This is a genomic window from Streptomyces sp. CC224B (genome assembly GCF_030010595.1).
GTDB lineage: Bacteria > Actinomycetota > Actinomycetes > Streptomycetales > Streptomycetaceae > Streptomyces > Streptomyces longispororuber.
Genome location: NZ_JASCXL010000010.1, coordinates 93,240 through 118,721, shown reverse-complemented (window position 1 = coordinate 118,721; position 25,482 = coordinate 93,240). Strand labels below are relative to the sequence as shown.

Annotated in this window: 25 protein-coding genes; 10 read left to right on the top strand and 15 right to left on the bottom strand. The window is 74.8% G+C overall.

Going from position 1 to position 25,482, the window contains the following annotated elements; all coding sequences use genetic code 11:
• Positions 1-108: 108 nt before the first annotated feature.
• From QK440_RS06585 to QK440_RS06570, 4 genes are all read right to left on the bottom strand, one after another.
• Positions 109-1,668: a DEAD/DEAH box helicase gene (locus QK440_RS06585; protein WP_282792019.1), complete on the bottom strand. Its 1,560-nt coding sequence runs from the start codon at positions 1,666-1,668 to the stop codon at positions 109-111.
• Between the two features lie 87 nt (positions 1,669-1,755).
• Positions 1,756-1,959, bottom strand: coding sequence for a cold-shock protein (locus QK440_RS06580; protein ID WP_282792018.1), 204 nt, complete (start codon positions 1,957-1,959; stop codon positions 1,756-1,758).
• A 269-nt stretch (positions 1,960-2,228) separates the two neighbouring features.
• Positions 2,229-2,717: a DinB family protein gene (locus QK440_RS06575; protein ID WP_282792017.1), complete on the bottom strand. Its 489-nt coding sequence runs from the start codon at positions 2,715-2,717 to the stop codon at positions 2,229-2,231.
• A gap of 28 nt (positions 2,718-2,745) precedes the next feature.
• Positions 2,746-3,378 (bottom strand): class I SAM-dependent methyltransferase, encoded by a 633-nt coding sequence (locus QK440_RS06570; protein WP_282792016.1) that lies wholly within the window; start codon positions 3,376-3,378, stop codon positions 2,746-2,748.
• An 87-nt stretch (positions 3,379-3,465) separates the two neighbouring features.
• On the opposite strand from QK440_RS06570, the gene QK440_RS06565 reads away from it, so the two are divergent.
• Complete coding sequence (locus QK440_RS06565; RefSeq protein WP_282792015.1) at positions 3,466-4,080, top strand: helix-turn-helix domain-containing protein; 615 nt, start codon at positions 3,466-3,468, stop codon at positions 4,078-4,080.
• Positions 4,081-4,149: 69 nt separating this feature from the next.
• Entirely contained in the window at positions 4,150-4,638 is a 489-nt protein-coding gene (locus QK440_RS06560) for a hypothetical protein (protein ID WP_282792014.1), read from the top strand.
• A 396-nt stretch (positions 4,639-5,034) separates the two neighbouring features.
• On the opposite strand, the gene QK440_RS06555 is transcribed toward QK440_RS06560, so the two are convergent.
• The gene (locus QK440_RS06555; protein WP_282792013.1) at positions 5,035-5,730 is read right to left on the bottom strand and encodes a TetR/AcrR family transcriptional regulator C-terminal domain-containing protein; all 696 of its coding nucleotides are present in this window, start codon (positions 5,728-5,730) and stop codon (positions 5,035-5,037) included.
• A 137-nt stretch (positions 5,731-5,867) separates the two neighbouring features.
• Between QK440_RS06555 and QK440_RS06550 the strand changes: the two genes are divergently transcribed.
• Positions 5,868-7,262 (top strand): serine hydrolase domain-containing protein, encoded by a 1,395-nt coding sequence (locus QK440_RS06550; RefSeq protein ID WP_282792012.1) that lies wholly within the window; start codon positions 5,868-5,870, stop codon positions 7,260-7,262.
• A 55-nt stretch (positions 7,263-7,317) separates the two neighbouring features.
• Here the strand turns inward: QK440_RS06550 and QK440_RS06545 are convergent, their stop codons facing one another.
• The 5 genes from QK440_RS06545 to QK440_RS06525 all read right to left on the bottom strand — a co-directional run bounded on the left by QK440_RS06545 (position 7,318) and on the right by QK440_RS06525 (position 11,138).
• Positions 7,318-8,409 carry a serine hydrolase domain-containing protein gene (locus QK440_RS06545; RefSeq protein ID WP_282792011.1) on the bottom strand — a complete coding sequence of 364 codons (1,092 nt, stop codon included), beginning with the start codon at positions 8,407-8,409 and terminating at the stop codon, positions 7,318-7,320.
• Entirely contained in the window at positions 8,409-9,356 is a 948-nt protein-coding gene (locus QK440_RS06540) for a hypothetical protein (RefSeq protein ID WP_282792010.1), read from the bottom strand. The genes QK440_RS06545 and QK440_RS06540 overlap by 1 nt, the downstream gene beginning before the upstream one ends.
• Positions 9,353-10,192 carry a hypothetical protein gene (locus QK440_RS06535; protein ID WP_282792009.1) on the bottom strand — a complete coding sequence of 280 codons (840 nt, stop codon included), beginning with the start codon at positions 10,190-10,192 and terminating at the stop codon, positions 9,353-9,355. The genes QK440_RS06540 and QK440_RS06535 overlap by 4 nt, the downstream gene beginning before the upstream one ends.
• The gene (locus tag QK440_RS06530) at positions 10,189-10,392 is read right to left on the bottom strand and encodes a hypothetical protein (RefSeq protein ID WP_190139293.1); all 204 of its coding nucleotides are present in this window, start codon (positions 10,390-10,392) and stop codon (positions 10,189-10,191) included. Before QK440_RS06530 ends, QK440_RS06535 begins: the two co-directional genes overlap by 4 nt.
• Before the next feature lie 263 nt (positions 10,393-10,655).
• A complete protein-coding gene (locus tag QK440_RS06525) occupies positions 10,656-11,138 on the bottom strand; it encodes a flavodoxin family protein (protein WP_282792008.1) in 483 nt (160 codons plus the stop codon).
• A gap of 252 nt (positions 11,139-11,390) precedes the next feature.
• Here QK440_RS06525 and QK440_RS06520 point away from each other — a divergent pair, with 252 nt between their 5' ends.
• Complete coding sequence (locus QK440_RS06520) at positions 11,391-12,224, top strand: oxidoreductase (protein ID WP_282792007.1); 834 nt, start codon at positions 11,391-11,393, stop codon at positions 12,222-12,224.
• Between the two features lie 84 nt (positions 12,225-12,308).
• On the opposite strand, the gene QK440_RS06515 is transcribed toward QK440_RS06520, so the two are convergent.
• Positions 12,309-13,100, bottom strand: coding sequence for an NAD(P)H-dependent oxidoreductase (locus QK440_RS06515; RefSeq protein WP_282792006.1), 792 nt, complete (start codon positions 13,098-13,100; stop codon positions 12,309-12,311).
• A 98-nt stretch (positions 13,101-13,198) separates the two neighbouring features.
• Between QK440_RS06515 and QK440_RS06510 the strand changes: the two genes are divergently transcribed.
• The gene (locus QK440_RS06510) at positions 13,199-14,113 is read left to right on the top strand and encodes a helix-turn-helix transcriptional regulator (protein WP_282792005.1); all 915 of its coding nucleotides are present in this window, start codon (positions 13,199-13,201) and stop codon (positions 14,111-14,113) included.
• Positions 14,114-14,519: 406 nt separating this feature from the next.
• Positions 14,520-15,011 (top strand): DUF6299 family protein, encoded by a 492-nt coding sequence (locus QK440_RS06505; RefSeq protein ID WP_282792004.1) that lies wholly within the window; start codon positions 14,520-14,522, stop codon positions 15,009-15,011.
• Here QK440_RS06505 and QK440_RS06500 read toward each other — a convergent pair.
• Positions 15,008-16,210 (bottom strand): aromatic ring-hydroxylating dioxygenase subunit alpha, encoded by a 1,203-nt coding sequence (locus QK440_RS06500; protein ID WP_282792003.1) that lies wholly within the window; start codon positions 16,208-16,210, stop codon positions 15,008-15,010. The genes QK440_RS06505 and QK440_RS06500 overlap by 4 nt on opposite strands.
• A 199-nt stretch (positions 16,211-16,409) precedes the next feature.
• Entirely contained in the window at positions 16,410-16,967 is a 558-nt protein-coding gene (locus tag QK440_RS06495) for a hypothetical protein (RefSeq protein WP_282792002.1), read from the bottom strand.
• 103 nt (positions 16,968-17,070) lie between these two features.
• Here QK440_RS06495 and QK440_RS06490 point away from each other — a divergent pair, with 103 nt between their 5' ends.
• The gene (locus QK440_RS06490; protein ID WP_282792001.1) at positions 17,071-19,095 is read left to right on the top strand and encodes a trypsin-like peptidase domain-containing protein; all 2,025 of its coding nucleotides are present in this window, start codon (positions 17,071-17,073) and stop codon (positions 19,093-19,095) included.
• Between the two features lie 431 nt (positions 19,096-19,526).
• Here QK440_RS06490 and QK440_RS06485 read toward each other — a convergent pair whose 3' ends face one another.
• Positions 19,527-20,117 carry a GNAT family N-acetyltransferase gene (locus QK440_RS06485; RefSeq protein WP_282792000.1) on the bottom strand — a complete coding sequence of 197 codons (591 nt, stop codon included), beginning with the start codon at positions 20,115-20,117 and terminating at the stop codon, positions 19,527-19,529.
• Positions 20,118-20,285: 168 nt separating this feature from the next.
• Entirely contained in the window at positions 20,286-21,299 is a 1,014-nt protein-coding gene (locus QK440_RS06480) for an RICIN domain-containing protein (protein ID WP_282791999.1), read from the bottom strand.
• Between the two features lie 622 nt (positions 21,300-21,921).
• On the opposite strand from QK440_RS06480, the gene QK440_RS06475 reads away from it, so the two are divergent.
• Genes QK440_RS06475 through QK440_RS06465 form a run of 3 tightly spaced genes read left to right on the top strand, consistent with a single transcriptional unit; the run spans position 21,922 to position 25,198 of the window.
• Positions 21,922-23,592 carry a PP2C family protein-serine/threonine phosphatase gene (locus QK440_RS06475; RefSeq protein WP_282791998.1) on the top strand — a complete coding sequence of 557 codons (1,671 nt, stop codon included), beginning with the start codon at positions 21,922-21,924 and terminating at the stop codon, positions 23,590-23,592.
• Positions 23,589-24,668 (top strand): B12-binding domain-containing protein, encoded by a 1,080-nt coding sequence (locus QK440_RS06470; protein WP_282791997.1) that lies wholly within the window; start codon positions 23,589-23,591, stop codon positions 24,666-24,668. The genes QK440_RS06475 and QK440_RS06470 overlap by 4 nt, the downstream gene beginning before the upstream one ends.
• Positions 24,665-25,198: an STAS domain-containing protein gene (locus QK440_RS06465; protein WP_282791996.1), complete on the top strand. Its 534-nt coding sequence runs from the start codon at positions 24,665-24,667 to the stop codon at positions 25,196-25,198. The genes QK440_RS06470 and QK440_RS06465 overlap by 4 nt, the downstream gene beginning before the upstream one ends.
• Positions 25,199-25,482 lie beyond the last annotated feature (284 nt).

Sequence of the window (25,482 nt, the reverse complement as noted above, 5' to 3'; positions counted from 1 at the left end):
GCCTTCCAGTAGTTGGGGGAGCGCAGCAGGACGCGCAGGGTGTGATCCCCGCCGCCCGGGAGCGGCTTGGTGACGTAGCCGGGCTCGACGACGTCCTGCCGCCAGATGTCACGCCACCAGCGCGCCGTACCGGCCTGGAAGCCCAGGAGCCGGTCGGGCACCCCGGCGGCCCGCGTCGCGGGCGGGCTTGGCCGAGGCGGTACCGGCCGCGGAGCGGCGCTCGGAGTCACGGCCGCCCGAGCCGGTGGCACCGCCCGTGGCCGTACGGGGCTTCGCCCGGCGGCCCGAGCCGCGCCTGCCGGAGCGGCCGCCGGTCCCCGCGCCCTTCTGCCCGTCCGGGCGGGCGGTCGCCGGCGGCGTCGGCTGCGGCACCTCGATGGTGACGGCCACGCCGGAAGGCTCACGGGCACCGGTGATGGTGGCAAGCTCCTCGGCGCTGGAGGTGACGCGGGCCGTCCGGGGGCGGATGCCCGCGTCCGACATGAGCCGGGTCACGTCCCGCTTCTGGTCGGGCAGCACCAGCGTGACCACCGTGCCGGAGCCGCCGGCGCGGGCCGTGCGGCCGCCGCGGTGGAGGTAGTCCTTGTGGTCGGCGGGAGGGTCGACGTTCACGACCAGGTCGAGGTCGTCGACGTGGATGCCGCGCGCCGCGACGTTCGTGGCGACCAGCGCGGTGACCTGGCCGGTCTTGAACTGCTCCAGGGTGCGGTTGCGCTGCGGCTGGGAGCGGCCGCCGTGCAGGGCCGCCGCGCGGACGCCGACGGACAGCAGCCGCTTGGCGAGCCGGTCGGCGGACCGCTTGGTGTCGAGGAAGAGGATGACGCGGCCGTCGCGGGCGGCGATGCGCGTGGTGACGGCCTTCTTGTCGGTCTCGTCCGGGACGTGCAGCAGGTGGTGCTCCATGGTGGTGACCGCCCCGGCGGACGGGTCCACGGAGTGCACCACGGGGTCGGTCAGGAACCGCTGCACCAGCCGGTCGATGTTGCGGTCGAGGGTGGCCGAGAAGAGCATGTGCTGGCCGTCGGCCCTGACCTGCTGGAGCAGCTTGGTGATCTGCGGCAGGAAGCCCATGTCGGTCATCTGGTCGGCCTCGTCGAGGACCGTGATGCCGACGTCGCCGAGCACGCAGTCGCCGCGCTCGACCAGGTCGTTGAGCCGGCCGGGGGTCGCCACCAGGACCTCGACGCCGCGCCGGAGCGTGGCCGCCTGCTTGGTGAGGGACAGCCCGCCGACCACGGTGGCCAGGCGGAGGTTCACCGCCGCCGCGTAGGGCGACAGCGCGTCCGTCACCTGCTGGGCGAGCTCCCGGGTGGGGACGAGGACGAGCGCGAGCGGCGCCTTGGACTGCGCGCGGTGTCCGGCCGTGCGGGCCAGCAGCGCGAGGCCGAACGCGAGGGTCTTGCCGGAGCCGGTGCGGCCGCGCCCCAGCACGTCACGGCCGGCGAGCGTGTTCGGCAGCGTGGCGGCCTGGATCGGGAAGGGGGTGGTCACCCCCTGGGCGGCGAGGGCCTTCAGCAGCGCGGCGGGCATGTCGAGAGCGGCGAATTCCTCGACGGCGGGCAGTGCCGGTGTGGTGCTCTCCGGCAGCCGGAACTCGCGCGGCGCCGAGGCGGACGACGCGGCGGACGTCCGCTGCTTCGGCTTCGGCTTCTGGGACCTGCGGGACATGCGGTGGTTTGCCTTCCTGGAAACGGCACAAACCGGGGTCCGCACCATGACGGTGCGGACCCCGGCGAGCAGATACGCGTCCGAGCGTCAGGCCGGGACGATGTTCTCCGCCTGCGGGCCCTTCTGGCCCTGCGTGACGTCGAAGGACACGCGCTGGCCGTCGCGGAGCTCACGGAAGCCCTGCGCGGCGATGTTCGAGTAGTGGGCGAAGACGTCGGGGCCGCCGCCGTCCTGCTCGATGAAGCCGAAACCCTTTTCGGCGTTGAACCACTTCACGGTTCCCTGTGCCATGACTTACTCCTTCAGTAGGCAGAGGCCCCATCCGGAAAAGCCGGAAAAACAAAACATGCGCCTGCAGGAGAAACATTTCCCGTCAGGCGCACATAGGTTCATGGGTACCAAAACTGCAACAGGAAAAATCTTACCACGCGCAGCAGGCGCACGTCAGGTGCCCCGTCGGGTGCCCGGGGGCGCACCGGTCACGCCGGTGGGGCGCCCCGGCCGCGGGCCCGGGCGCCGCCGCGGTCCGGGAGGGGCCCGGCGGGGCCCGGGGCGGGGCGTCAGCGCCCGGTCGCGCCGTCGATCCGCTCGCGGAGGATGTCCGCGTGGCCGGCGTGGCGGGCGGTCTCCTCGATCATGTGGGTGAGCGCCCAACGGACGCTGGGCGCCGGTCGGTTGAGGTGGGGGCGGGGGAGCGGCACGGCGAGGTCGGCGCACCGGTCGAGGACCTCGTTCGCCCGCGCGACCGCCGTCCGGTAGCGGGCGACGACGTCGGCCACGGTGTCCGCCGGCGCGGCGCGGAAGGTCGCCTGCCAGTCGGCGACCCGCTCCCCGAGGAACGTCGCCCGCTCCACGGAGGTGAGGTGGTGCAGCAGGCCGAGCAGGTTCGTGCCCGAGGGCACGCCGGCGGTCCGCACGTCTGGTTCAGGGGCGTCCTCGACCTTCGCGGCGACCGAGACGCGCAGGTGGTCGAGGAAGCCGCGCAGCACCTCGCGCTCGCTGGTGCCGGTGCGGGGCGGCGGGGTGTCGCGGCGCGGCGCGGGGGCCATGGCGTCTCCTAGCGGGGGTCGTACCGCGTCACGCGGCGCGGCGGACGAGCAGGACGTGGTCGGTGACCTCGGCGGTCTCCCCGCCGGGCCCGGTCGCGGTCCGGCGGGGCGCGTCCGCCCGCTCGACCGTCCAGGCCGCCGGGTCAAGGCCGAGGCCGGCGGCGACCTCGCGCGGGGGCGCGTACCGCACGTCGGGGTCCTGGTTCCACGACCACGGGGCGGTCGATCCGTGGTCGACGACCAGCAGGAGCCCGCCCGGACGCAGCGCGCGGGCGGCCGTGCCGAGCACCGCCGCCCTGTCCAGGTCCAGCGGGGTGTGCAGGTAGTGGGCGGACACGAGGTCGAAGGCGCCCTCGGGGAAGGAGGCCCGCAGGTCGTGCCGGGCGGCGGCGATCCGGTCGGCGAGGCCGTGGGCGCGGGCGAGGGCGGTGAGCCGCTCGACCGCCACGGCCGAGACGTCGACGGCGGTGACGCGCCACCCGCGGCGGGCGAGCCACAGCGCGTCGCCGCCCTCGCCGCACCCCAGGTCGAGCGCGTCGCCGACAGGGGGGTCGAGCTCCGTGACGATCTCGGTGAGGCGGGCGTTCGGCCGCGGGTCGGCAGCCGCGGCGCGGGCCGCGTACACGCCGTCCCAGAACGCGACCGGGTCGGTGCTGCTCATCAGGGGCTCCTTCGGTCGGGGCGTCGGTGGCTCGCAGTGTTGCCCGGCCCGGCGCGCCCTGGCACGGCTTCTTGCGGGTTTGGCAAGATGCCCGGCGTGGACCGCGCGACGGAAGACGTACTCGGCTCCGTGGGGCCCCGGCTGCGGGCGCTGCGCCGCGCACGCGGCATCGCCCTCGCCGACCTCGCGGGGGTGACCGGGGTGTCCGAGAGCACCCTGTCCCGGCTGGAGAGCGGGCAGCGCAAGGCGACCCTGGAGCTGCTGCTCCCGCTGGCCCGCACCTACGGCGTGCCGCTGGACGACCTCGTCGGCGCCCCGCGCACCGGTGACCCGCGGATCCACCCGCGGCCGATCCACCGCTTCGGGATGATCTTCATCCCGCTGTCCCGGCCGCCGGGCGGCACCCACGCGTTCAAGATGATCATCCCCGCCCGGCCGGAACCACTGGCACCGGACCCGCGGACCCACGAGGGCTCCGAATGGCTGTACGTGCTCACCGGCCGCCTGCGGCTGCTGCTCGGCGAGCGCGACCTGACGCTGGCGGCCGGGGAGGCCGCGGAGTTCGACACCTCCCTGCCGCACTGGCTGGGCAGTGCCGACGGCGGCCTCGTGGAACTCCTCGTCCTGTTCGGCCCGCAGGGGACCCGCGCGCACCTGCGCACGCCGCCCGCGCGACCGCCGGGCGGCGACGGGCGCGGCTGACCCCGGCAGGGGCGTACGGGATGCCGCGTACGCTCGCCGCGGGCCGCGGGGTTTCCCTACGCTGATCATGTGACGGACGACAACAGACCGCTGGCCGTGTTCGACCTCGACAACACCCTCGCCGACACCGCGCACCGCCAGCGCTTCCTGGAGCGCAGGCCGCGTGACTGGGACGCCTTCTTCGCCGCGGCGCCGCAGGACCCGCCGCTGGAGCGCGGCGTCGCGCTCGCGCGGGAGAGCGCCCGGGAGTGCGAGGTCGTGTACCTGACGGGGCGGCCCGAGCGCTGCCGCGCCGACACGGAGGCCTGGCTGGCCGCGCAGCGGCTGCCCGAGGGCCGGATCTGGATGCGCCGCGACCACGACCGGCGGCCCGCGCGCCGCACCAAGCTGGAGATCCTGCGGCGCCTGGCGCGCGACCGGGAGGTGCGGGTCCTCGTCGACGACGACGAGCTGGTGTGCGACGACGCCGAGCGGGCGGGGTTCACGGTGGTGCGGGCGCGCTGGGCGCGGACGTCCACGGCGCTGAAGGACGCACAGGAGCGCGAGGGCCGCACCTGAGCGCTGCGAACCGCTCGTGCCGCCGGGCCGCCGCGGGGCGGCCTTGCGTGCCTGGGCCGGTGGAGGTGGGCCCGGTGCGCCTGGGGTACAGGTGATCTGCCTCCGTGCCGCTGACCTGGTGCGGGTCGGCCCCGAGGGCTCCGACGGTGGGTCGGCTCTCGTGCGGCTGAGCTGGTGTGGGCGGTCCGGCGCCCCTGGGCCGGTGCCGGACCCCGCGTGGGGCGGTCCGGCACCCCCGGGCCGGTAGGCGTCGGCCCCGTGGACCTGGGCCGCGCGGTGGTCAACGCCCGCGCCAGCGAGCCGCTGCCGGTCTGCCCGGCGCCCCGCGCCGGTGCGGAAAAGCCCTCCCCGCGCCCCTGAGCGGCCCGGTGTGTCCCGCCCGCCTCGGTTCGTGGCTCAGGCCCCCGGCTCCGCGCGCGCGGCCGTCAGGCGGGCCTCGAATCCGTCGAGCACGGCCTGGAGGCCGAACTCGAAGGTGTGGTCCGGTGCCGCGGTGTACCGTGCGGCCGACGGGGGGCCCAGGCGGGCGCGCAGCCGCGGGTACCGCTCGGCGGTCTCGGTGGCGCGCGCCATGGCCTCGGTCATCAGCTCCTCGGCGTTCCCGCCGTTCCTGCTGAGCTTGCGGGTCAGGGAGACGTGGGCGGCGGGGCCGAGCGCGCTGCCGAGCGCGAGGACGAAGACCGCGGCGGCCGCCCGGTCGGCGTCGTCGGCGTCGAAGCCCGCCTTCTCGTAGAGGGCGAGGGCGATCTCGTCGTGGCGGGCCTTGCCGGGGCCGTACAGGAGGTGGCTGCCGAAGGCCTGGCCGAGCCAGGGGTGCCGGGTGAGCATGGCGTGCAGGCCGGTGGCCTGGAGGGTGGCCGCCGTCCGCCAGTCCGTGGCGTCGACGTCGGGCTGCTCGATCTCGTCCCAGACCGCGTCACCGGCGAGCCGGACCAGCTCGTCCTTGGTCTTGATGTGCCAGTAGACGGCTGTGGGGGCCGAGCCGAGCCGTCGGGCAAGGGCCCGCATGTTCAGGCCGTCGAGGCCCTCGTCGTCCAGCAGCTCCACGGCGGCCCGGACGATCCGTTCTGCGGTCAGCGTGTCACGCGGCATGCCCGCCACCCTAGCCGCGCCGCTCGTACTTAGTTCACGTCCGCTCTTGCACTTTGTTCGAGAGGCTGCTTGCCTACCGTCCTGTACTTAGTTCAAGTACGCGATCCACGGTTCACGTGGCGAAGGGGAGTGGGGTCATGGCACAGGAGGAGCTGTCGGAGGCCGTCGCGGCGCGGGCGCGGGAGTACGGCGTGTCCGGCGCCGCCGTGGGGGTGCTGCTGGACGGCCGGGAGGCCTACGCCTCGCACGGCGTCACGAGCCCCGCCGCCCCGCGGCCGGTCGACGAGAGGACGCTGTTCCACGTGGCCTCGGTGTCCAAGACCTTCACCGCGACCGCCCTGGCGCGCCTGGCCGCGGAGGGCCGGGTGGACCTGGACGCGCCGGTGCGGCGCCACGTCCCCGAGCTCCGGCTCGCCGACGAGCGGGCCGCGGAGCGCATCACCGTACGGAACCTGCTGAACCACACCGCGGGCCTCGACTGGAACCTCGTCGACGACGGTACGGGCGACCGCTCCCTCGCGGGCTTCGTGGCCAAGCTGCCGTGGCTCGGGACCGTCGCGCCGCCCGGCACCCGCTCGTCCTACAGCCAGGCCGGGTACAACCTCGCCGGGCGCGTCGTCGAAAAAGTCACGGGGCTGCCGTTCGAGCGGGCCATGGCCGCGCTCGTCCTCGAACCGGTGGGCCTGCCGGACACCGTGTACGGCCTGGCCGAGGTGATGGTCCGCCCCTTCGCGGTGGGCCACCACCGCGGCGAGGACGGCGCGCCGCGGCCCGCCCGGCCCTGGGGCGCGTTCCCGGAGGGCGCGCGCGGCGACAACCCCGGCGGCGGCCTCGCCTCCTCGGCGAGCGACCTGCTGCGCTGGGCGCGGTTCCACCTGGGCGACGGGGAGGGCGTGCTGCCCGCCCCGGCCCTGCGCCGCATGCGGGAGCGGACGGTCGCCTTGCGCGCGAGCTCGCTCGGGGACGGCGTGGGCCTCGGCTGGTACCTGCGCCGCCTGGACCGCGCCGACGGCTCGGGCGTCGTGCGCGGGGCCGGTCACGGCGGCGCGGGCAACGGCCAGTTCGCCGAACTCCTCCTCGTGCCGGAGCACGGCTTCGCCGTGGTCGCCCTGGCCAACGCGAGCCCCGGCGGCCACCCCTTCACCCGGTCCGTGGTGCGGTGGGCCCTCCAGCACCACCTCGGCGTGACCGAGAGGACCCCCGAGCCCGTCCCGTACGACGAGCGGAGGGCCCGGCAGGTCGTCGGCCGCTACGAGACCGATGCCCTGTGCCTCGACGTCGCCACCGACGGCACCCGCCTGACCCTGGCGGTCGACCTCCGGCCGGAGGTCCGCGAGGCGTCGGACGGCGGGATGCCGCCGGGCCACCCGGCAGCGGCCATCGGGTTCCTGCCCGGCGACGGCGACGAGTACCTCGTGGTGGAGGGCGGCCTGGAGGGGGAGCGGGGCGCCTTCTGCCGCGACGGCGAGGGAGCGGTCACGGGCATCGACCTCGGCGGGCGGCTCTTCCCCCGGGCCGCGGCGGCGCGCTGAGCCCGCCGCGCCGCCCCGGCGGGCGAGCGGGCCCGTGGTCGTCGGCACGGGGGTGTCACGCCGGGCGGGTCAGGGCCACCAGCGTGTTGTACGCCTCCTGGATCAGGTGGTTGCCGCGGCCGGGCGCGCAGTTGGCGAAGGCGACGAGCGCGGCGTCGTGGCGCGGACTGAACCCGGCGAAGGCCGTGCAGCCGGGGGTGCCGCCCGAGTGGTGGTAGAGGTCCGAGCCGTCGGGGCGGGACCGGATGTTCCAGGTCAGGGCGAGCCGGCTGGGCCGGCGCGGCAGCCGGAGCCGGGGGCGGACGACGTCCTCCAGGGCGGCGCGCAGCGGGTCCGGCGGTGTGCGGGCCGCCGCGCCCGGGGCGAGCAGCGCCTCGGTGAGCGTGAGCAGGTCGCGCGCGCTGGACCGCACGGCGCCCGCGCCGGGCAGGCCCGGGATGCCGAAGGCGGGGCGGGCGCGGCGGTGCCAGTAGCCGGTGACCTGCGCGAGGCCCGGCGGCGGGGCCACCGTGGCGCTGGTGTCGCGCAGCCCCAGCGGCCGCAGGACCCGGGCCGCGAGCAGGTCCGCGTACGACAGGCCGCCCGCCGCGCCGCACAGGGCGTGCCCCAGCAGGCCGACGCCGAAGTTGGAGTAGCGCCACCCGTCACCCGGGCGGAACCGCAGCCGGGTGCGGGACAGCGCGCGCAGCACGTCGGCGCGGGTGAAGTGGGCGTAGGGGGCGGTCAGGAGCCGGGGCCCGGCGGTGCGCCGCAGGCCCGGAGGCAGCCGGGGCAGGCCGGAGGTGTGGGTGGCCAGGTGGGTGAGGGTGATGTCCGCGCCGCCGGCGGGCAGCCGCGTGCCGGGCGGCAGGTGGCGCGCCAGGGCGTCGTCGTGGGCGACCGTGCCCCGGACCGCCAGCTCGGCGAGGAGCAGCGCGGTGAACGTCTTGGTGAGGGAGCCGGTCTCGAAGCGCGTGGCGGGGTCCACCGGCGCCCCGCCGCCGAAGGCCGTGGTGCCGCGGACGGCGAACGACCGCTGCCCGCGCCGGTACAGGCCGACGGCCACGGCGCTGGCCCCCGGCGCCGCGGCCAGCAGCGCCTGTGCCGGGCCGTGCCCGTCGGGGGACGGTGCGCGCGCGGCGGCCGGGGCGGACGGCGGACCGGCCATCACGACCCCGGCTGCCGCGGGGCGTCCAGCGCGCGTGTGAGCGCGGTGGTCGCGGCGACGGCGGCCACCACGGTGGGGTGGTAGTGGGCGTCGAAGCGCCGGGCCGGATCGTCGTCGTCCTCGTCGTCCACGGGCTGTGCGTCGCGGGGCACGAGCCCGTCCTCGTGCTGGACGGCCGCGAGGCGCTGCCAGTCGGCGGCCTCGGTCCAGGGCTCGGGCAGGCAGGCGCCCACGATCATCAGCTCGGCCATCAGGTCCCAGTGCCCGGCCTCGGCCCAGATGTCGGTCCAGACGGGCAGCCAGTGCGTGAGGTAGGTGGCGATGTCCGCGGGCAGGCCCCCGGGCAGCCGGCCCCAGTCGGTCAGGTGGAAGGCGGTGTGGGTGACGGAGTAGCCGGTCAGCCAGTCGATGTGCCAGGGCTCGGGCGTGGCGCCGAGCCAGGTGGCCCGGGTGAGACCGTCCCAGTCGTACGCGCCCGGGCCGGCGTCGAGGCCGATGACGCGGGCCGCGTTGGCCACCGCGAGCCGGCGGTTGGGCACGTGCTCCACGGCGTGCGTGGAGCGCAGTGCCACGGTGTGCGCGATCAGCCGCTCCAGCTCGGGGAAGCGGTAACCGCTGCGCGCGAAGTGGGCGTAGGTCTCGATGGCGTCGGTCGTGAGGGGGTGGCGCAGCAGTCGCTCGTACAGCAGGCTGCCGTCGCCCAGTTGGTGCCAGCAGTGCTCCAACAGGTCGCGGGCCAGGGCGAGTTCGGTGGTCCCGGCGACGCCGCCGCGCAGGACCAGGGAGGCGGCGAGCGTCAGCTCGCCGACGGTCTTGTACGCGTCCGCGTCGCGGCCGAGTTCGGCGCGGACGGAGGGGGACAGGGCCCCGTGGGCACGGTGGGTGTGCAGCCAGGTCAGGGCGCGGGATCCGATGTCGTGCGCGGTACGCGCGAAAGCGTTGCTCATGCGGGCTTCAGACTCAGCAGTCGATGGGCGATCGCGGTGTCGAGGTCCGTGCGCCCGCCCCCGCCGTGCAGGCGGATGTGGTCCGTCAGGGGCGCGGGCGCCAGGGGCAGGGGTACTCCTTCGGCGTGCAGCCAGGCCAGCCAGCGGGCGATGCGCGCGGCGGTGGGGAAGTCCCGCCGCAGCATGGCCCGGGTGGCGCCGCGCGCCAGGGCGAGGGGGCTGGACCGCACGGCGTCGTGCACGGGCCCGTCCAGGCCGGGCAGCGCCAGCGAGGCGAGCTGCCCCATGCGTACCGACCAGGTGACCCAGCCTTCCTGGAGGCCTTCGCCGGTGGCAGCCCCCGTACCCGTCGCCTCCGCCGTGGTACGTCCCCCGTCGGCCGGCCACGGCGTGCGGCGCGGCGCGGTGTCGTCGCAGCGCGCGGGGCCGGGGGGAGGCACGGCCGCTGCCGCCGGGGCGTCGTCGGTGGGGGTCAGGCGCGTGTACGCCGTGACCAGTCCCCAGGTGACCCAGGCCGTCACCCAGGCCGGCGCGGGCCCCTCGGGCGGCGCGGCGGGCGGGGACCGGTCGGGCGGCAGGGCACTGAGTGCCAGCTCCAGCGCGTCCCGCTCCTCGATCGGCATGTCCTGACCGGTCAGTACATACGGGGCCAGGACGTCGGCTCCCAGGACGCGCACCGCGCCCAGGGCCACGGGACGATCGCTCTCGTCCTCCACGGCGTCGAGGTGGGCGGCGGCAACACAGGCGCCCCCGGCGCCCCGAAGGGCGTCAAGGGCGCGGCGGGCCAACTGGTCAGCCGATTCGCTGTGAGCGGTCCGTGAGCGCTCGGATGTCACCGGCGCTTCGTTTCCTTCGGCTCCTTCGGTTCCTTGGGCGAGAGCAGGAGTCCCAGTCCCAGCGCAAGCGCTCCCGATCCCTCACCGGCTCCCATGGGGATCGGCGGGTCGCTGAGCGGCGCTTCGGGCTGAGCCACCACCAGGCAGACTGCTTCTTCGTCGAGCGTGATGCCGGTGGTCTGGAGAGTCTCGGCACGCATGATGTGCTCCCTCGATCAGATGACGTTCACCAAAGCTGTGGTGCCCCCCGCAACTATCCCAAAGTAGCTCGAAAGTGGACATAGTCGCAATATTTAGAGCGCGGCCCACGCGCGCTCGCCCGTGCGACCGGGCGTCCGCGCGCCCCGAGCGGCCCCACGGGCGGAAGCGGTGGTGGAGGCCTCGCGTGATGGCGTGTCAGCAGGCGGGGGCCCGGTTTCCGGCGCCGCGCGACGGGCACTTCCGGCGTGCCGTGCGGGGCTCGTCAGGTGCGCCGGGGCCGGGAGCCGATCCGGGCGGGCAGCCCCGCGGCGAACGTGCGTGCCGCCTCCAGGTCGGCGGCGTCGGGGCGCCCCTTCCTGATGCCGCCGACGGGCTTGAACGGCAGCCAGGTGTCCCGCGCGCGGCAGGAGAAGGTGGCGGCCACCTCGAAGTTCTTGCGTTCGAGGAGCTGGACGAAGGGGCGCGTGAAGGGCCGGAACGGCGCTTCGGGGAACCCGCTGGTGGCGAACGCGAACGCCGTACGCGACTCCCCCTCCGGGAGGGCCTCGACGAACTGACGGAGTCGCGGGTGGAAGGACATCGAGAAGATCCCCGAACCGAAACCCACGAGGTCGCAGGCCAACAGCTGGGCCACGTCGGCCTCTTCGGGGGTGACGACGGGGGCCTGGAGGGTCTGTCCCATCACGTCGGCGACCTTCCGCGTGTTGCCGTGCGACACGGACACGCACACGATCATGGCCTTCATGACGATGCTCCTCTCGTTGCGGGCGCCCATAGGACACCTCCCGGCCCGCGACCGTGACACCGCCCGGCTGTGGCCTCCGTCACGTGCCGCCTCCAGAGCCCGCGGCACCCCCGCGTGCCGCGGACACCTCCCGCCCCCGGCCGTCACGGAAGATCCTGGACGGGGGACCCGGTCCACCGGCAGAGTGATCACCGCGACACGGCGGACGCCCGTCGCCATCGATCAAGTACGCAGCGGACAAGGGGAGTCGGCATGGACAAGGTGTGGCTGATCACGGGGGCGAACAGCGGCTTCGGGCGGGCGTTCACCGAGGCCGCGGTCGCCGCGGGGGACGTCGTGGTGGCCACCGCGCGCCGCCCCGGGACACTGGACCACCTGGTCGCCGCGCACCCGGGCCGGGTGGAGGCGGTGGCGCTGGACGTCACGGACCTGGCGGCGGGCCGGGCCGTCGTCGAGGACGTCGTCGCGCGCCACGGCCGGATCGACGTCCTGGTCAACAACGCGGGCCGCACCCACGTCGGCGCCACCGAGGAGACCACCGACGCCGAGCTGCGGAGCCTGTTCGACGTGCACTTCTTCGGCCCCGCTGAGCTGGTCCGCGCGGTCCTCCCGCATATGCGGGCCCGCAGGTCGGGGGCGATCGTGCAGCTCAGCAGCGTGGGCGGGCAGCTCTCGTTCGCCGGGTTCTCCGCGTACAGCGCCACGAAGTTCGCCCTGGAGGGCCTGTCGGAGGCCCTGGCCGACGAGGTCCGCCCGCTCGGCATCAAGGTCCTCGTCGTGGAGCCGGGCGCCTTCCGCACCGGCCTGTTCGGCAACGCGAGCAGCAGCGGCCGGATCGAGGACGAGGACTACGAGGCCACGGTCGGCGCCACCCGCCGCATGGTCGAGGGCGGCGACGGCGCACAGCCCGGCGACCCGGCGAAGGCCGCGGCCGCCGTGCTCGCCGCCCTGGAGGCGGAGAACACCCCGCTGCGGCTGCCGCTGGGCAGCGACGCCGTGGACGCCCTGTTCGGCCACCTCGACGCCGTGCGCACGGAGATGGTGACCTGGGAGGAGACGGCACGGGACACGGCCTTCGAGAGCTGAGCCGCCACGGGGGACCGACGGGGCTCCCGGCCGGAGGTACGGCCGAGGGCCCCGGCGGTCCCGCGACGGCGGTACGCGGCCCGCTCAGTCACCCGCCCGCACATGCAGGTCGAGGCCGCTCGTCCCCGGCCGCTCCACCTCGGGCAGCAGCCGCATGTCGTGGTCGTAGTCCCCGCCGGTCAGCGTCCGGAACGGGATCGGCGCGTCCGCGAAGAGGCCGTCGAGCCGGTGCGCGTACGCCTGCCGGACCGCGGCGAACCGCTCCTCGGACAGGGCGTTGGCGCCGAACACCGCGAACGGCTCCAGCGGTCGCAGCCCGGTGAACCAGAACAGGCCGTGCTGCAGCGGGTGCAGGACGTCGGCGAGACGGCCGTGGATGCCCCGGTCCGAGAACGACGTCGCGCGGGCACCGATCGTCACCGACACCAGCGCGCGCCGCCCCGCCAGCGGGCCCTCGCTGTACGGCGGCCCCACCGTGGGCCCGTAGGCGAACCCGGCGGTGAAGACCCGGTCGATCCACCCCTTGAGCAGCGCGGGCACCGAGAACCACCACAGCGGGAACTGCAGGACCACGGCGTCCGCCCAGAGCAGCTTCTCCTGCTCGGCCGCGACGTCCGGCGCCAGTCGGCCCGCCAGCGTGGCCCGTTCGGAGACGTCCATGACGCGCAGCCGCTCGCCGGGGCCGTGGTCCGGGAAGTCGTCGGCGTCCACCGTCGCCTTCCACTTCATCGCGTACAGGTCGGACTCCCGCACCTCGTGACCGGCGGTACGCAGGTGCTCGACGGCGAAGGAGGTGAGGGAGGCGTTCAGGGAGCGGCGCTCGGGGTGGGCGCTGACGACGAGGATCTTCTTCGGCTGCGGGGTGGTCGCGTTCATGCGCCCACGCTCTCCCGGCCGGAGCCGGGCAGCCAGCACCCTGTTCGACCGGCGGACCGCCGGTCCTGGTACTGCCGGGGCCACCCATACTGGAACGCATGAACGGCGTGGATCACATGGAGCGCACCCCCGGACCCGGCGGCAACGGCGGCGGGGGCGGGCCCGTCGAGGGAGTGGGAGACGCGCGGCGGGCGCTCGGCGACTTCCTGCGCGCCCGCCGGGGGCGCGTCACGCCGGAGCACGTCGGCATCACCGGCGGCCGCCGACGGCGCGTGCGCGGGCTGCGCCGCGAGGAGCTGGCCCAGCTCGCCGGCATCAGCGTCGACTACTACGTCCGTCTCGAACAGGGCCGCGCCTTGCAGCCGTCCGCGGACGTGCTCGACGCGCTCGCCCGCGCCCTCGGGCTCGACGCCGCCGAGCGCGCCCACCTCGTCACCCTGGCCGACGCGCGGCGCGGCCCCGTGCCCGGGCTGCCGGTCAGTCCGCTGCTGCGGCGGATGCTCGACTCCCTGACCGGCTTCCCCGCCTTCGCCACCAACCCGCGCGTGGACGTCGTCGCCTGGAACGCGCTGGGCGCCGAACTCCTCGGCGGCCTCGGCGAGCCCGGCCGCCGCGACCCGAACAACGCGAGGTTCCTCTTCCTCGACCCCGCCTCCCGCGACGTCTTCCCCGACTGGGAGCCGCGCGCCGCCGAGGCCGTCGGCCAGCTCCGCGTGGCCGCGGGACGCCACCCCGACGACCCGGAGCTGGCCGCGCTGATCGGTGAACTCGCGTCCCGCAGCGCGGAGTTCCGGCGCATCTGGGACAGCGGCGAGGTCGTCATGTGCGAGGCGGGCCGCAAACGGCTGCGGCACCCCGTGGCCGGACTGCTCACGCTGGACTTCGAGACGCTGCACGTACCGGCGGCACCGGGGGAGACGGGCCTGGTGGTCCACGTGTTCAGCGCGCCGGAGGGCAGCGGTGAGGCCCGGGCGCTGGCACGGCTCGCCGAGACCGTGAGCCCACGGCCGTGACGTCACCGGGGCGCTGACCCCACAGGGGCCGTGACTTCACCGGGGCCGTGACCCCTCGCCGGGGCCGTGACGGGGCCGGGACCGTGACGGCCGGGGCCGTGACGGGGCTGGGGCCGTGACCCCTCGCCGGGGCCGCGACGGGGCCGGGACCGTGACGGGTCCGGGGGCCCGGCGCCGGGCCTCCTGATGCTGATGCCTGAGGGCAGCGCGGCCCCCGCGCGCCGACCGAGGCCCCGGGTGCGGTACGCCGCCCAGGGAGCGGAACCTCCCCCGTGGCGCGGCGCGCTGCGCCCCACGGCCCGTGACTCGTCCCCGATCGGGTGAGGGTGCGGGCCGCCGGTGGCGCGCTCCGGTATCCCTGGCCACGGCATTCCCCACCCCCGGCCCCCACCCCGAAAGGCCAGCCATGCGCGTCCGTCCCGCCCTCGGTGCCGCCGCGAGCGCCCTGCTCGTCGCGGGCCTCGCCGCCGCGGCCCCCGCCCACGCGAGCCTCGCCGACGACCTGACCGTGCACGGCACCGGCACGATCGCCACCGACGGCACCATCACGCTCTCCGGCACCTACCGCTGCGAGACCAGCTCCGACCCCGGCCTGGTCTTCGTCAGCAGCAGCCTCGCCCAGAACAACGTGACGATCAGCATCGGCGGCACGCGCGCCGTCTGCGACGGCCGCGTCCACGAGTGGACCAACACCGGCCGTGTCACCGGCTCCGTCTACCGGCCGGGCGCCGCCACCGTGAAGGCCCACCTCATGCGGTTGAACAGCAGCAGCGGTCTGCCGATCCCGCAGCCCCTTGCCTCCGAGGAGGCGCGCGTCGTCCTCGCACGCCCCGCCGGGGACGGCTCGGCGGTGCCGCGCACGCTCTCCCGCGAGGAGGTGCGGGACCTGCGCGGCTAGGCGACCGCCACCGGGGCGCCCACGAGCCGGTCCGCCAGATACCGCTGGAACTGCCACAGCGGGCACTCCAGGTGGGAGAACCGCCCGCCGGACGGGGCGGGGTCGGACGCCAGGCCGCGCTGCACGCCCCGTACGGCCACCAGGTCCTCGTCCTGGATGAGCTCCAGTTGGCTGCGTGAGGCCGCCACGTACGCCTCGTACCCCGGCTGCTCCTTGGCCGCGGCCGGGACGAGCACGGTGACCAGCGCGTCGTGGGTGGTCGGCCCCGTGGGCACCCAGCGCAGGAACGTGACGCTGTCCGGGACGAGGGCGAGGGCCAGGTTCGGGAACAGGCCCGCGACCCGCAGGCCGGAGAGCTGGCGCTCGCCGAGACCGGGGATCAGGGTGCCGACCGGCGGCACGCCGTCGTCGTCCGGCGCCGTCGGCAGGTCGGCGGCGAAGGGCGTGAACATGCTGTAGCCGCGCGCGTCGCACTCCTCGATGACCGTGTCCCTGCCGGGCACGATCCGCTCCAGGCTGTTCGCGTGGGTGCCCATGTGGTGGTAGTTTTCCGAGCCGTTCTCGAACGCCACCTTCCAGTTCGCCGGGACGTTCTCCCACGTCGCCGTGTACGCGACGACGAGATCCGCGAGACGGTAAGGCGCGAGGACGGCGTCGAGCCGCTCGAGCTGCGGGCCGAGTGGGGGCGCGGTCGGGTTGGCGTTGACCATGAGCAGCCCGTTCCACACCTCGAGCCGGTAGCGGGGCAGCCGGCACGCGGCCCGGTCGAAGTCGACCTTGTTCATCAGCGGCGCCCCGGCCAACTGGCCGGCGTACTCGCCGTTCAGCCGGTAGGTCCACGTGTGGTACGGGCACGTGAGGCGCTTCAGGGAGCCCTGTTCCGGCGTGGTCTCGGGCGGCAGCACGTCCATGAAGCGGTGGCGGCACACCCGCGACAGGGCGTGCAGGTCGCCGTGCTCGTCCCGCGTGACGACCAGGGGTTCGCCCAGGACGTCCGTACGCAGGTAGTCGCCGGGCCGGGCGACCTGGCTGACGTGGCCGACGCACAACCAGTCGGCACGGAACACGCGCTCCTGTTCGAGCCGGTGGAAGCGCTCGCAGGTGTAGGCCCGTGCCGGGAGGGTCTCGCCGCGCTCCAGGGGGAGCGCGGAGACGCGGGCGAGTTCGTCGAGGAGGGAGTGGAGGTCGTCGTGCAGCATGGTGTCACCGCCTGGTCCGAAGGGTTGCTTCCATGCTCCGGTGGCGGACCCGGCGGTGGATCGACGCCGGGGACGACATAGAGGTACATCCTTCGAATGAGCGGACTTCCGTGATCTGGGACCTGGTGACCAGCGCCCCCTCCGCCCCCGGCGCACGCCGAAGGCGCGGGTCCCCGCGGGCCCCGCGCCTCCGCCGAGCTCACGCCCTCCTGCGGCGTACGACGGCCGCGCCCACGAGCAGCGTCGCGCCCGCGCCCGCCGCGGCCCCGATCGCCAGGCCGCTGCCGAAGCCGAGGCCCTCGTCGTCGTCCGCCGCGGCACCGCCCGGCGCGGCGATCTTCACGTCGGCGCGCAGGGTGATCGAGGGGTAGTCGCACACGTACTCCCGGTCCTCCTCCGTCACGCAGTCCGCGTCCTTGTGGCGGAGCGTGAACGTCACCGGGTACGTGCCGGGCCGGGTGCCGTCCTTGACGCGGCCCGCGCCCACCCAGGCCCGCCCGGTGTCGCCGAGCGCCGTGTCGTCGGCCAGCGCCGGGCTGGAGACGTCCACCGCCGTCGGGTGCGGGTTCCCCGGCCGCTCCTTGACGGTGAGGTCCACGAGCTGCCCGGGACCGGCCGGGCCGCCGACGGACGCGTACCCGCGCCCCGGGAACGGCAGCCGCTCGGCGTGCGCGGCGCCCGCCTGGCCGAGCAGCAGCGCCGGCACGGCAATTGCGGCAAGTCCCCACCGTACGGACGAGTGCCTGAAGTCGATCATTTTGCCATCCCTTGGTCCGTACCGGTCATACGATCATGGCTGACCTTGACGCATTCACGCCACACGGCGTGACTGGCGTCTCATGTGAGTGGGGGATTCGACCATGCAAGTGCACAGAGCGCTGGCCGCCGCGGCGGGGGCCGCGGCCCTGATCCTGCTGCCGGGCCTGCCGGCGTACGCGGATCCCGGCGGCCCGGCGCCGTCGGGGACGACCGCGTCGAGCGGCGCCGCGGAGCGTTCCGCGGACGGCCCGGCCACGCGCCCCTCGGGCGGCGCCACGGCCCCGTCGGACAAGGCCGCGCCGGAGCGGAAGGCGCCGCGCAAGAAGGCGTCGGGCAGCAAGGCGTCGGGCGACAAGGCTTCGGGCAAGAAGGCGCCCGGCACGCCCGGCAAGAAGACGCCCAGCAAGAAGGCGCCGCGCGAAACCGCGCCGCCCACCGTTCCGCCGACTCCCGTTCCCGCCCACGGGGACGAGGACGCGCGCGGCTTCACGCCGGCCGACGCCGACGCGTACTGGACCCCGGCGCGCATGCGGGCCGCGGAGCCCGTCGAGGAGGATCTGCGCGGCAGGCCCGCCGCCCCGGTCCGGACGCGCGCGGCCAGCCGCCCGTTCGAGGGGCTGCCGATCGTGGGTACCTTCTTCTGGAACGACGGCACCGACACGGGCCGCTTCTGCGGCGGCACGGTCGTCAAGAGCCCCGGCAAGAACCTCGTGATGAGCGCCGGCCACTGCTTCGACGACCAGGACGCCCGCAAGAACCTCACGTTCGTCCCGCAGTACGACGACGGCAAGAAGCCGCACGGCGCGTTCACCGTCAAGCCGGGCCGCATCTACGTCGACAAGCGCTACCTGTCCAAGGGCCCGGACGCCGCGGCCGACCTGGACTTCAACTTCCTCCAGCTCGAACCGCGCGGCGGCAAGAACGTCGAGGACGTCGTCGGCGGCGCGGAACTGATGATCAACGCGGGCTACGAGCACGACCCCGTCCGGCTGATCGGCTACCCGGCCAACCAGAAGCGGCCGCTGGACTGCACGGACAAGACGGTCCGCTACAACAGCACCGACCCCAAGATCCCGGGGAGCTTCCTGCGGATCGCCTGCGACAAGTACTCGGGCGGCGCCTCCGGCGGTCCGTTCCTCGTCAAGCGCGGCAGCGGCTGGGGCCTCATCGGCGTCATCGGCGGCTGGAAGACCGGCGGCGACAAGGACGACATCTCCTACAGCTCGTACCTCGACGGTGACGCCAAGGCGCTGTACGACGACGCGGTCAACAACCGGCCGCCCGCCGGGCGCGGCGTGCTGGGCAAGGCGTCCACCTGGCAGCACGCCGAGGTCATGGCCGGCGGCTACTTCACCGACGGCAACCCAGGGGAGTGGGACTACTCCGACCTGGTCGTACGCTGGTCCGACGGCGAGGTGACCCTGTACCGGGGCGCCGGTGAGGAGGGCGACAACTTCGACAAGGAGATCCGCCTCACGGGGCCCAACGGCACCTGGAAGCACGCCGCCACCATGGCGGCGGGCGACTTCACCGGCGCCGACCGGGACGACCTCATCGTCCGCTGGACGGACGGCGAGCTGACGCTGTACCCCGACGTCGACGAGAAGGGCTTCCACGGCGAGGTCCAGCTCCAGAAGCCCAACGACCTCTGGAAGCACGCCACGTCGATCACCGGCGGCCGCTACACCACCACCAACAAGTGGACCGACGACCTGCTGGTGCGCTGGTCCGACGGCGAAGTCACCCTGTACACGGACGTCAACCGGGACGGCTTCCACGGCGAGAAGAAGCTCGCCGCGCCGAACGGCACCTGGACGCACGCCTCGACGATCACCTCGGGCGACTTCACCGGCAACGACCAGTACGACCTGATGGTGCGCTGGACCGACGGCGAGCTGACGCTCTACAAGGACGTCGACCAGGCCGGGTTCCACGGCGAGGTCCAGGTCAAGAAGCCCAACCGGCTCTGGACGCACGCCACCGTCCTGGGCGCGGGCGACTACACCGAGAACCGCCACCCGGACGACTTCCTCGTCCGCTGGTCCGACGGCGAGGTCTCGATGTACCCGGACGCCGACGAAACCGGTCTGAACCGCGAGATCACGCTGGTGTACCCGCCCGCATGACGCGCCACGGCGCCCGCCGGGCCTGAACGGGCGACGACGGAAGGGCTCTTCCCCGCGATGGGGGAGAGCCCTTCTCCGGTGCGGCGGGCGCCGGACGCGCGGCCCGGCCGCCCGCGGCCGTGACGTCGGAGGCCGGGTCGTCAGGGGCGCCGCGTCAGGGGCGCAGCCACAGGGCGGGGTCCGGGTGCTCGGTGAACCCGAGGTCGCGGTAGTGCGGTTCGCCCTCGCGCGAGGCGTGCAGGTCGACGCGGGAGGCCTCCCGCTCGCGGAACCAGTCCAGGAGCCCGTTCAGGATCGCCCGGCTGTGTCCGCGCCGTCGATGCGGAGTTGAAGAACTCCCCGCCGAGGTCCTCGAAGAGCAGCGCCCGCAGGCGTACGAGCTCTGCGACGTCGTTCTCCACCGCCTGACGTACAGAAGACATGTAAGTACCCTATTGCTCCCGGCGATGCACATGCCCGTCCAGGGGGTACGCGGGCGGCGACGCGGGGCGCAGCCCGGTCAGCTCGTAGCCGCACTTCCGCGCGACGCGGCAGGAGGCCGTGTTGTCCACCTGGTGCAGCAGCTCGAGAGCCGTCAGCCCGTCACCGGCGAACGTGGTGAACGCCCAGCCGGTCAGCGCCCGCAGGGCCCGCGGAGCAACTCCCCGGCCCCGCGCGCGGGCGGCGGTCCAGTAGCCGACCTCCGCCGATGGGCCGGGCGCGGTGCCGCGCTTGAGGACCACGTGTCCCAGGAGCCGCCCCCGGGCCCCCGCGGCCCGCGACTCCTCGACGGCGAAGGCGAGGCGGTCACCGGCCTCCCACCCCCGCCGCTGGAGCTCGATCCACCGGGCCGCGCTCGCGAGGTCGCGCACGGCTGTGCCGGCCCAGAGGCGCAGGACGGTGTCGTCCCGGCAGATCAGGGCCAGTTCAGGCGCGTCGGAAGGTTCCCACGGGCGCAGCAGGAGGGCCGGGGCCGGCGCCGGGGCGTCCGCCACGACACGGGTGGCGGCGGGGTCCAGGGGCCGCGGGGTGCGGGGATGCATGCGTGCTGTCTCCTCGAAGTGGGCGCGCGTCCGGCACGGCGGCCGTCGTCCCCCACGGCCCGGTGCGTGAGCGCCCCGGCCGCGGAGGACGTGGAGCCGTCCCGCGCCCAGCCTCAGGTCTCCACCTGCTGGAGACTCAAGTCCGGCCCCACGGCGGCGGGGAGTGCCTCAGAACCCGCCGAGCCGCCACTCCTGCGCCCGGTCGGGGGCGCGCTCCCAGAACTCCGCCAGCGCCCCCTCGGCCGTCACCGGCGGCCGTACGCCCACGTACTGCCGCAGCTTGAGGTTCTGCAGGGCGTACACCCCTGGGCTCCGCTCCTCCACGTACCACCTCTGGTACGGGTATCCGTCGCACGTGGCCTGTTTGGCCTGGCTGCCGTTGGCCCCGCTGGTGTCCTGCGTGGACACCAGGCACTTGTCGCTGTTCAGGTTGACGACGGCCACGCCGTCGCCGTCCAGCGTGACGATGCGCCAGGTCTCGTCGGCGTTGCCCGTACACGTGCGTTGCAGGGCCCACTCCCGCTCGGCGTGGCCCGCGTCGCGGATGCCGAGACACTTGCCGCTGGAGGTGTTCACGACCGTCGTACGCCACTCCGCGGGTGGCCGGCGCTGCTGGAAGCGGATGCCCGCCCCGCTGTCGCAGGCCCACTGTGCGAGCTCCGCCCGGTCGGCCCTGGACGCGCCCGCCACACCCACGCACTTGCGCGGGCTCGTCGTCACCGGCTGCAGCCAGGCGCCGTCCCCGCTGTCCACCACCCGGAAGCTCGCCCCGGGCCGGCCGCCGCAGCTCTCCTGCCGGAGCGGGGCGCCGTCGGCGGGGCTGGAGTCCGCCACCGTCATGCACAGGCCGCTGGCGAAGTTCGCCACGTGGACGAGGTCCGAACCCAGGGTCGACTGCCGCAGCGTCCACAGCGCCGCGCGCTTGCCCGCGCAGTGGCTCTGCCGGACCGCCTCGCCGCTCGCCGTCGAGCCGACCTCCACGCACAGGCCGCTGTGCAGCGCCACGACAGTGATGTCGGCCGCGCGGGCCGAGCCGTCCGCGGCCCCGGCCGGGCCCGTGAACGCCAGGCACGCGGCCAGCACCCCGTCGACGACCACGGCGACCGCGACCGCCCGCCAGGACGACCGCTTCCGCCGAGGGGCTCCTCGGCGGTTCCTTCGATGGCGCGTCTGCCAGTGCATGAGCCCGCCCCTTCACCAGTGCGCACAGTGCCCGACGAACGCGCAAGATAGGGCCGTCCGCTGACGGGCGGCTGACACCGAGACCCGAACCGGCCGGACCCGACCGCCCCGCACGCATCTATGCGGTCCCAGGGGGCACCCGTACGAGATGGCGGCGTTCCGGGTGCCCGCGGGCGCCCTCGGCACAGCACGAGGACTAAGGGCCGTTCTGGTTCGGCCTCCGGACCGTCGTGCTGGTGGCCTTCACCGCGGCGCTGCTGACGTATCTGACCTTGCGTGTCCGGCGCGGCAGGGAGAGGAAACGGGAGCGGCAGCCCACCGGCGCGTGAGTGACGTTCGCCTCACGGGTGTCGTACGGCACACCGCACGACCGGCCCTCCTGGCGTGTGGAACACCCCGCGCCCGCAAGCGGAATGCCTGCCGCCGCAAGGCCGTGGCGCACCCCGGAGGGCCGGTGCGGCAGGGCCTGCCCGGGAGGGTCCGGCGGCGGGGGTGTCACGCACAAGTGGGATTCCCCGAAGGTGGGTTGCAGCCGCGCCGCATCATGAGGGACTGTTGCCGCAGGACATCTGTTTCCCATTGCAGGAAGGTGGTGGGGTGCGCACGGTGCGTGCCTCCGCGTGTGTCTGCTTCCCAAGGCTCTTCCGCGGCTCCGTCCGGCGCCGACCTCACCGTCGGCACGGCGTGGGCCGAGGCCCCCTGCCCCGTGCTGGTCGTCGACCGGCACGGCGGCCTGGTCCGGATCAACGAAGCCGCGCGGCTGCTGCTGCCCGGCGCCACCGGCGGTGACGGACCGGCCGAGAGAGTGCCGTCCTGGCTCGCGGACGCCCAGCGGCGCATCAGCGCCGGGCTGCCCGGCGCCGACCCCGGCCCGCCGACCGGCATCATCGGCGACCGTCTCTTCGCGGCCCACCCCACCCCGGGCGCCGACGGCGACGTGGTGTGGTGGCTGGTCGACGAGACGGGCCGGCACCACGCCGAGAACGCGCTGAGCGACGCCCTGTCACGGGCGGAGATCCTCGCGGACGTCTCCAGCGCCCTGCTGTCCAGCCTGAACGTGCCGCGCTGCATGGAGGTGGCGGCGACCATGGCCGCGGAGCACATCGCCGAAGCCGCCGTCCTCGTCGGGCCGCCCCAGGGGCGGCGCCATCCGCTGACCTACGCGCGCCGGGGCGGCCCCGTCACCCAGGCCACGCGGCGGGTCGACGTGTCGATCGTGCCGGGCCTGCCCGAGGCCCTCCAGGGGTTCCCGCCCGTGCCGGCCCGCTGGATCAACCCGGCCGAGATCCCGGACTGGGTGATCCCGGACGACTTCGCCGGGCCGGTCGGCTCCGTCATCGTCACCCCGCTCCCCGGCCACGGCCTGCCCGCCGGCGCGCTGATCCTGCTGCGCTCCAGCACCGAGCAGGCCTTCACCGAGAACGAGGAGCTCTTCGCCCGCCTGTTCGCCGCCCGCGCCGGCGCCGCCCTGTCGGCGGCGGGCCTCTACAGCGAGCAGGCCGCCATCACCGCGACGCTGATGCAGGACCTGCTGCCCCCGCTCCTCAGCAGCGTGCACGGCGTCGAGTACGCCGGCGGGTACCGCGCCTCCAGGGACCAGGAGCGGATCGGCGGCGACTTCTACGACGTCCACCCCGGTGCCGACGCCTCCCGGAGCACCCTCGTCGCCCTCGGGGACGTCGCCGGGAAGGGCCTGGAAGCCGCGGTCCTCACCGGCAAGATCCGCAACACGCTGCACGCCCTGCTCCCGCTGGCCGACGACCACCTCCAGGTGCTCAGCCTGCTCAACGGCGCGCTGCTCACCTCCCACCACACGCGTTTCGTCACCCTCGTGCTCGCCTCCGTACGCCGCCACCGCGGGCAGGTGGAGCTGCGCCTTACCAGCGCCGGGCACCCGCCGCCGCTGATCGTCCGCAATGACGGCACGGTGGAGGAGGTGCCCACCCGGGGCACCCTGGTCGGCGCCCTGCCGACCGTCACCGCCCGCACGGTCGAGGCCGTCCTCGCCCCGGGGGAGACGTGCCTGCTCTACACCGACGGCATCACCGAGGCCCGCGGCGGCCCGCTCGGCGACGACCTGTTCGGCGAGCACCGGCTGCGGCGGGCCCTGGCCGACTGCGCCGGCATGCCCGCGGAGGCGGTGGTGGAGCGGGTGCGCATGCTGACCGCCCAGTGGCTGGGGACGGGTGGCCACGACGACATCGCCGCCGTCGCCATCAGCGCCCCCAAGCCCGGCTCCCTGGCGGCCGTCGACGAGCACGCGGACGGCAGGAAGACCGGGAGGCACAGGTGACGCTCCCCGCGACCGCGGCCGGGCTGCCGGACCGTCTGTGGCAGGCCGTGACCGACGGAGACGAACAGCGAGCCGTCGGCCTCGTCCGGGCGGCCCTCGCCGAGGGCGTCGACGAGGAGGCGCTCCTGCTGGACGTGATCGCCCCCGTGCAGAAGCGAGTCGGCGTCGAATGGGCCGCCGACCGCATCACCGTCGCCCAGGAACACACCGCCACCGCCATCAACGAGCGGGTCGTCGCCTGCCTCGCCCACGACCCGCCGACGGCCGCGCCCCTCGACCCGCCCCGCGGGCGGGTGACCGTGAGCTGCATCGACGGTGAGTGGCACGCCTTCCCCGCCCGGCTCGTCGCGGAGGTGCTGCGCCTGCGCGGCTGGCAGGTCGACTACCTCGGCGCCCAGACCCCCACGCCGCACCTGGTGGCCCACCTGCACCACACCAACCCCGCGGCGATCCTGCTGTCCGGGTCGATCGCCACCCATCTGCCGGCTGCCCACGCCGCCATCACCGCCTGCCAGGCCATCGGCGTCCCCGTCCTGGCCGGCGGCCGCGCCTTCGGGTACGACGGCCGCCACGCCCGGGCCCTGGGCGCCGACCGGTGGGCCGCCGACGCGCGCGGCGCGGCGGCCGTGCTCGCCGCGGGCCTGGCCCGGCCGCACCCGGCGGCCCGGCGCCAGGCGGCGGACGACCTGCCGCACCTGGCCGACCAGGAGTACACGATGGTCGTCCGGTCCCGGCCGCACCTCGTCAAGGCGACCCTGCTCGCCCTGGAGGAGCGGCTGCCCGCGATGCGCGACTACGGTGACGCCCAGCGCGAGCGCACCGCGGAGGACATCGCCCACATCGTCGACTTCCTGGCCACCGCCCTGTACGTCGACGCCGCCGAGATCTTCACCGCGTTCCTCACCTGGACCGCGGACATCCTCGAGGCCCGCCACGTCCACGCCCACTCCCTGCTGCCCGCCCTCGACGCGCTGTCCGAGCAGCTGCGCGACTTCCCCCGCACGACGGGCCTGCTCAGCCAGGGCACCACCGCTCTGCACGGCCCCTCCGCCCCCGGCCCCGAAATGTGCGCATGACCAGCTTTCCCCCGTACGAGTTCAGCCTCAGCATCCACCCCGAACCCGGCGCGCTCACCGTGCGGTTGGCCGGTGACCTCGACTACGACACCAGCGACGACCTGGTCGACGCGGTGACCGAGCACATGGCCGCGCACGCACGGCTGTACGACGTGCGCCTCGACTTCCGCGAGCTGACCTGGATCGACTCCGCGGGCCTGTCCGCCCTGCTGATGATCCGCCGCCGCACCGGAGCCGCCGGCGTCACCCTGCACCTCGACAACCGGCCGACCGTCCTGAACCGTCTGCTCGACATGACGAACGTACTGGATCACCTCACCGCACCCGCGACACGCGAGGCCGACGGGCCCCACGGGGCCAACGAGGGTGACGTAGGCAGCGGGAACGACGGTGCCGCAGACACCGAGGGAGACGGAAGCCTCGGGGGAGCGGGAGAGGGAGGCGGCGCGGGAGCGGGAGACGGAACCAGCGGGGGAGACGCGGGAGTTACCGCAGGCGGCGGCGCCACCGACGCGGCGGGCGCCTCGTAGTCCCTGGGTGTTCCTGGTCCCCCTCTGCTCACCGGCCGCGGTGGGGCGGTACCGATGGTCCGCCCCACCGCGCTCGTCGGCGGTTCAGCGCGCCCGGTGCCGGGCCCGGTGCTCCGGCCGGTATGTCAGCAGGACGGCCAGGATCATCGGTGCGATCAGGAGGACCAGCACTGCCATGACGGGCTTTCCTCTCCTTGGGGGCCTTGCTTCAGGTCGCCGTGGAGAGCCGGGACGCACACGCTGACAGCCCGGTCTCCTCGGCCGCCGCGCAGCGGCCTGACCAG